The sequence below is a fragment of the Kitasatospora sp. NPDC059160 genome (genome assembly GCF_042755465.1).
Lineage (GTDB): Bacteria > Actinomycetota > Actinomycetes > Streptomycetales > Streptomycetaceae > Kitasatospora.
The window spans coordinates 1-5,703 of record NZ_JBHZCN010000213.1; the positions used below are offsets into that span (position 1 = coordinate 1).

8 protein-coding genes are annotated in these 5,703 nt (G+C 72.2%); 6 read left to right on the forward strand and 2 right to left on the reverse strand.

Annotated elements, in window-relative coordinates; translation table 11 throughout:
* Positions 1 to 62: 62 nt before the first annotated feature.
* Positions 63 to 410: a DUF397 domain-containing protein gene (locus ACFXOZ_RS41895; protein ID WP_380531513.1), complete on the reverse strand. Its 348-nt coding sequence runs from the start codon at positions 408 to 410 to the stop codon at positions 63 to 65.
* A gap of 6 nt (positions 411 to 416) precedes the next feature.
* On the reverse strand, positions 417 to 1,280 hold the full coding sequence (locus ACFXOZ_RS41900) for a helix-turn-helix domain-containing protein (RefSeq protein ID WP_380531511.1): 864 nt from the start codon (positions 1,278 to 1,280) through the stop codon (positions 417 to 419).
* A gap of 224 nt (positions 1,281 to 1,504) precedes the next feature.
* Here ACFXOZ_RS41900 and ACFXOZ_RS41905 point away from each other — a divergent pair, with 224 nt between their 5' ends.
* From ACFXOZ_RS41905 to ACFXOZ_RS41930, 6 genes are all read left to right on the forward strand, one after another.
* The gene (locus tag ACFXOZ_RS41905) at positions 1,505 to 2,176 is read left to right on the forward strand and encodes a hypothetical protein (protein ID WP_380531508.1); all 672 of its coding nucleotides are present in this window, start codon (positions 1,505 to 1,507) and stop codon (positions 2,174 to 2,176) included.
* Complete coding sequence (locus ACFXOZ_RS41910; RefSeq protein WP_380531506.1) at positions 2,173 to 2,712, forward strand: ATP-binding protein; 540 nt, start codon at positions 2,173 to 2,175, stop codon at positions 2,710 to 2,712. The genes ACFXOZ_RS41905 and ACFXOZ_RS41910 overlap by 4 nt, the downstream gene beginning before the upstream one ends.
* A gap of 16 nt (positions 2,713 to 2,728) precedes the next feature.
* Positions 2,729 to 3,424, forward strand: a complete 696-nt coding sequence (locus ACFXOZ_RS41915; RefSeq protein ID WP_380531503.1) for a hypothetical protein — start codon at positions 2,729 to 2,731, stop codon at positions 3,422 to 3,424.
* Between the two features lie 51 nt (positions 3,425 to 3,475).
* Entirely contained in the window at positions 3,476 to 3,973 is a 498-nt protein-coding gene (locus ACFXOZ_RS41920) for a hypothetical protein (protein ID WP_380531500.1), read from the forward strand.
* Positions 3,974 to 4,014: 41 nt separating this feature from the next.
* A complete protein-coding gene (locus ACFXOZ_RS41925) occupies positions 4,015 to 4,455 on the forward strand; it encodes a hypothetical protein (protein ID WP_380595306.1) in 441 nt (146 codons plus the stop codon).
* Positions 4,456 to 4,645: 190 nt separating this feature from the next.
* Entirely contained in the window at positions 4,646 to 5,587 is a 942-nt protein-coding gene (locus ACFXOZ_RS41930) for a hypothetical protein (RefSeq protein ID WP_380531494.1), read from the forward strand.
* Positions 5,588 to 5,703 lie beyond the last annotated feature (116 nt).

The window sequence follows — 5,703 nt, forward strand, 5'->3', positions numbered from 1 at the left end:
CCCTGCACCCCACGCCCCCCGCAACTCAACGAGAGTGCCGGGCGCCTTCGCGTACAGGGAGGTCAGGCGGCGAGGTCGAACTCGCGGCCGTGCACCCCGGACATGAAGCAGAAGAACTCGTGCAGCGTGTACGTGTGGACCTGGGCGTCGGGGGTGGCCGTGTCGCGAACCTGGACCCCGGCGCCAGTGAAGCTGAGGGCGATGCGGTGGCCCGTGAAGACGCCGCGGCGCAGGTTCGCCAGCCAGCCGTTCCAGACCTCAGCCGGGTAGACCTGGGCGGGCAGTGAGCGGTCCTTGGAGTCCCGCAGGGCCACGTGGCCCTCGGCGAACGCCGTCTCGAAGCACCCCTGGGCGCTCTCGGACGCCCGGGCCTTGAACCAGGTGGCGTGGCTGAAATTAGGAACAGTCATGTCATCTCACGTCTCGTGCCGGATGGTTCGTACGAACTCCAGCGAGGCGGCCGGGGAGAGTGCCTGGCCGCACAGCTGGGTGTAGAGCTGCCCGAACCGCCGGATGTCCTTCGGCTTCGGGAGGTAGAGGTTGCCGCCCGGCGTGTCGCAGTACACGACCTCGGGCTCGGCAGGGTCCGGGAAGTCGATCATCGTGAAGCCGCCCGTCAGCGATCCGTGGGGTCCGGCCGCGAAGGGCAGGCACTGGAAGGTGATGTTCGGGACTTCCTCGCCGCACCGGATCAGGTGGTCGAGCTGGTCGCGCCAGGCCTCCGCGTCGCCGACCGGCCTGCGCAGCGCCGCTTCATCCAGGATGATCGCCAGCTCGACCGGGACCGGTTCCCTGGTGAGGACCTCCTGCCGGGCCATGTGGGCATCGGTCAGGAGGTCAAGCTCGGTGTCGCTCGCGGCCGGCAGGCCGGACCGGAGGATGCCCCGCATGGTGGGACGGGTGCGCGTCAGGCTGTGGATCGAACCCAGGGCGAAGACCCGCAGTGTACGCGCGGCCTCCTCCAGCCCCAGGTAGGTCTCCAAGGTGGGAGGGAAGGCGGCTTCGTGCGCGGTCCACATGCCGCCCTCGGGTGCCTCGCGAGCCATGGCCAGCAGCGCGTTGCGCTCGTCCTCGGGGACGCTGTACCTGTCGAGCAGCCCCTTGAGCTCGATCATCTTGACGTCGCGCTTGCCGTTCTCGATCCGGCTCATCGTGCTGTCCGACACCCCGATGGACTGACCTGCCTGTTCGACCGTCAGTCCTGAAACTTCACGGAACTCCTTGAGGCGTCGGCCGACCTTCCGCCGGTGCTGGAGCGGCCCCATGGGTGCTGTCGCCACTGCTGACCCTCCCCTCTGCCTGCGTGCCAGAGCCGATTTTGCCCTACGGACCGCACCAGGAGTAATCGCTCCGCTCACCGACGCCCTCCACTCCGAAGGAGATCAAAGGAAATTTCACAGAGAAGTTGCACGCTGAAATTTCAGGGTACATCCTAGGTGTCACGGAGACGTGACGGTCGGTGATCGCTTTTTCCTCGGCCGCGCCGGAGACGAGGGATACCCCCATGCCGCTCAGCACTTCGACGTTCGCTCACCAGCCCCCCGGCGGGCTGACCGCGCCGCCAACCGGCCTCACCCCCGGCGCCCGCTGGCTCCTCCACGGCCAGTCGGACCTCGTCTCCCGGGTGGCCGCCTGGCGCGAGCTCCACGGGCTGGCACCGATCCAGATCCTGCCCGGCCCCGGCTGGGAGGCCATCGCCGTTCACCGCGTGCTGGGCGAGCCCGCACTGCGGCGACTGGGCCGACCCGGACCGGTTCTCTTCACCGGTGGCTCGATCGTCTTCTTTGTCCCGGCCCTCACCCACCCCTGGGGGTCCGTGCTCAACGGCATAGCCAGGAAGACCCCCGAGCTCTGGGATTGGGGGAAGAGCCTCACCGGCCATCTGTCGGCGGACGGAACACACGAGATCCACTGCCCCAGGCCCGGCATCCCCCACCGCAAGGGCCCGTATTGGCTGGCCGAACCCGACGGCACCGACCGGCTGACCTTCGCCGGGGAGCTGGCCTCCGCACTCGACGCCGTCTCCGAGTCGGCGCTCGCACCCCTCCTCGCGGGCAAGGAGAAGGCGCCCACGACGGAGACGGCCCCCAGCGCTCCCCAACTCTCCCCCGAACGTTCGCGCAACACCGTCGCCGCCTTCTTCGGCCGGCGGCCGCACAGCACGGAGGCGACATGACCCCGCCCGTCCAGGTCAGCACCGAAGACGCCAGGCAGACCTCCTTCAAGCTGAGGGAGGCTCACCTCACCGCCGAGCACATCCCCCTGCTCCGTTCCCTCGCCGTCGACCGGTGCCACCGCTGGCTGGCCGAACGCGGCTGTGTTCTCGGCGACCCCGAGCAGGACCCCGTCAGCGCTGCCGTGCACGACGCGATGCTCGTCCTCACCGAGCTGCTCACCAACGTCCTCAAGCACGTGATCAACCACGGCACCTGCTGGCCTCCCAGCAACGTGCCCGCGCAGCGCCCCGGCGCCCCCGAGTGGATCGAGCTCGACCTGGAGCTGGAGGCGACCACCGGCCTGACCCTGCTCATCGTCGTCCGCGACGGCGCCCCGAGCGGGCCGGTGCTCGACACCACCGAGCCCGGCGACTTCGAAGGCGGCCTCGGCCTCGGCCTGGTGCGCGCCGTCAGCAACGACGACTGGGGCTGGGAGCCCACGGGCAGCGGCAAGGCCGTCTGGGCCCGCTGCCCCCTCGTCACCCCGACGAACTGAGCGATCGGAACCCCCCATGACCACCCGAGCCCCGCACCCGCGAACAACCCGCGCAACCCCGACACGGATCGGCCCAGACCGGTTCCGCCTTCCCGACGGCCGCATCCTCACCGTCCCGGTGCCCGCCGGCGGGCACGAACTCCGCACCGGCTCCTGGATCAAGGTCGGCGACACGGCGTGCGAGATCACCAGCCTGCTCTCGCGCCGGGACGGCGGGCGCACCCTCCACCTCGACGACGGTGCCCTCATCCTGCCGCTTCCCCGCCTCGAAACCGTCGCGGAGTTCACCGTCCTCACCACCGGCCAGCCGCCCGCCCCGTCCACCCCTGCCCGGACCGGCGAACCGCCCCGGCGGCGGCCACCGCGCCCTTGCGCTCGAACGGAACCCTCCATGCGACCCGCACCCTCCCGGCCCGCCCCGCAGGTCCGGCCGCTCGACACCCGAGTGCACGTCACCGAGCCGGACCACGCCGGGATCTACCACCTCTCCGACGGCCGGGCCCTGCTCAACCCCCTGCCCGCCGGGGCCGGCGACATCCGCATCGGCAGCTGGGTCCAGCTCGACGGCAGGCCGTACGAGGTCGCGGACATGACCGGTCTGATCACCCGCCGGGTCCTGCTCCTGCACGGCACCCGCCAGGTCATCGTCCTCGGTCTGAGCGACACCGTGCAGCGCTACACCGTCCTCGAACGCCGCCGGGACGGACGGTAGACGGTGAACCCCCTGCCCCGACACCACCCCACACCCGCCCAAGCCGCTGCCATGCCGCCCGGCATCTGGCTGCTCGGAGTCCTCGGCAGCACGCACCGCGACCGGGGCTTCATCCGCTGGCTGGCGGAGCCCGACCTCCTGATCTCCGTCCCCACCGGGAGCCGCTGGGACACGATCTCCCTCCCGGCGGCCACCGGGCTGCCGCTGCTCGCCGCCGCCCTCGCCGGCCCCTGCGCCCACCGCCTCGGACCGGTGCTGTACGACGCGACCTCCGACCTCACCTACTGGCTGATAGCCCCGGACCAGGAACAGCCGTGGCTCGGCCACCACCCGCTGGCCAACCTCCTGCCCGCCGGTGAACGCCTCAAGGTGCCCAACCCCGCGCCCGACCCCGACTTCATCGACGAGCCGGCCAGCCCCGGACCTGCGGTCGTCCGCTGGGCCTACTGGCCGCCCGTCACCGGCACCCTCACCTCGGGGCGGTGGCTGGGCCACACCCTCATCGACCCTGGCACGCCGGTGAGCGCAAGCCACCCCCGAGAGGACTAAGCCGACCCGGCCACCACCGCCCCGACACCCCGAGGACCCCCGTGCCCGCCGCCCGCTTCACGGCCACCTACACCAGCACCGACCTCGCCGGTGCCCGCCACCCTCTGCTGCGGCACGTCAGCCACCACGCCACCGCGGGGCAGGCCCTGCGCTGGCTGGGCCGCCTGCTGCGCGCCGGAGGAACCCAGCTCGACCGCTCTGAGCGGGACCACCGCCTGGAAGCCTTCACCGACAACGACGCCTTCCACCGTGTCTGCTTCCGGCTCAACAACGGCACCCCTCTGCGCATCCAGCACCGTGCCGGCCGACGCGTCGTCACCGTGGCCGTGACCAACACCGTCCACTGGCGGCTCCTGCCCGCCAGCCCCGAGCCGCCCCGGGAGGTTCGCCGGGCGGCCCTGGTCCGAAGCCGAACCGCGGCCGCCAGGAGCCGCTGCCTGCGGCGGGCCGAGGGCCGCGAGCAGCCGGAGCACCGGCCGTGACCGGCACCCCGCTCGGTGCGCCGGGCACCGGCGGCCACCGTGTCGACACCCCCATCGGAGGCGCCCCGCGACCACGGGCACCCGCATCGCCGACAACCCGGCCGCCCCCAGCGGCCTGGCAGAACCAGAAACGACCCCCTCCGCATCGGCGACGCGCCACCGGCGAAGCCCCGACCAGACCCCGAAGGACATGAACGACTCACCCGCCCCCGAGCACCAACTCCTCGTACCCCCCGCGTCGGCGGCGAGGACCCTGCCCATCCTCCTCACCCGGCAGGTCGCCCCCGGCGCCCGCATCCTCCAGATCGGCCCCGACAGCGACATCACCCGCGAGCTCGCGAACCTGAGCGGAGACACCCCCTTCTTCTCCGTCCAGCCGGACCGCGCCGGCGAAGAAAGCGTGCGCGCCCCGCTCGGACCCCGCGGCCGCAACCTCGGCCTCGTCGATGTCCACATCGGCGACCTCGCACACGGCCGACCGGACCAGGGCCCCTACGACCTGATCGTCTCCGCCCTCCCCGTCCGGGGCATCCCCCGCGCCTGGCTCACACAACTGGCCAGGGGCGGTGCCCTGGCCGTTCCTCTCGCCTTCGGTGGCCGCCACCCCTGGGCCGCCGCAGTGAATCGCGCCACCGGCGTGCGAGTTCGGCTGCTCACCGCGGGGGAGGATCACTGGCCGGTGCCCGAGGACGGCCCCCTGTACCCCGACGGCGGCGACACCCCCGCGACCCGCCCCCACCTTCCGGCCCCCGACCTGGGCACACGGCGCCGGAGGGCGGTCGCCGCTCTGCGAGAAGAGCAGTGGGCCGACCTGTGGGCCTACCTGGCCGTGCACCACCCCCGCCGCCTCGCCGTCGCCGGGGTGGAAGAACGGCTCCGCTGGGAGCAGACCCTCGCGCTGGCCGACGGCGAGCACGCTGTCTACATCCGCCCGGACGGGCTGTGGACCACCAGCGACCAGCGCCCCGCCAGAGCCCTCGCAGCCCAGGCCGAGCAGGCGATCCTCCACTGGGGCTGGGCGCACCGGCCTCCCTTGCCCTGGTGGGTGGCCGAGCTCGGGCCCGTCACCGCGTCCACCGCATCCCTCCTCCGGCCGGACGGTTGGCACATCAACCGGATCCGGATCGAGTAACCGGCCCTCTGCAAGGCCGACGGGGCGCCCACCCGGTTTCGTTGGCGCCCCCTCGGCCAGCAGGGGGGGGAAAGCCGCATCCGCAACTCGCCACGCCTCCCGCGGGGAATACCAAC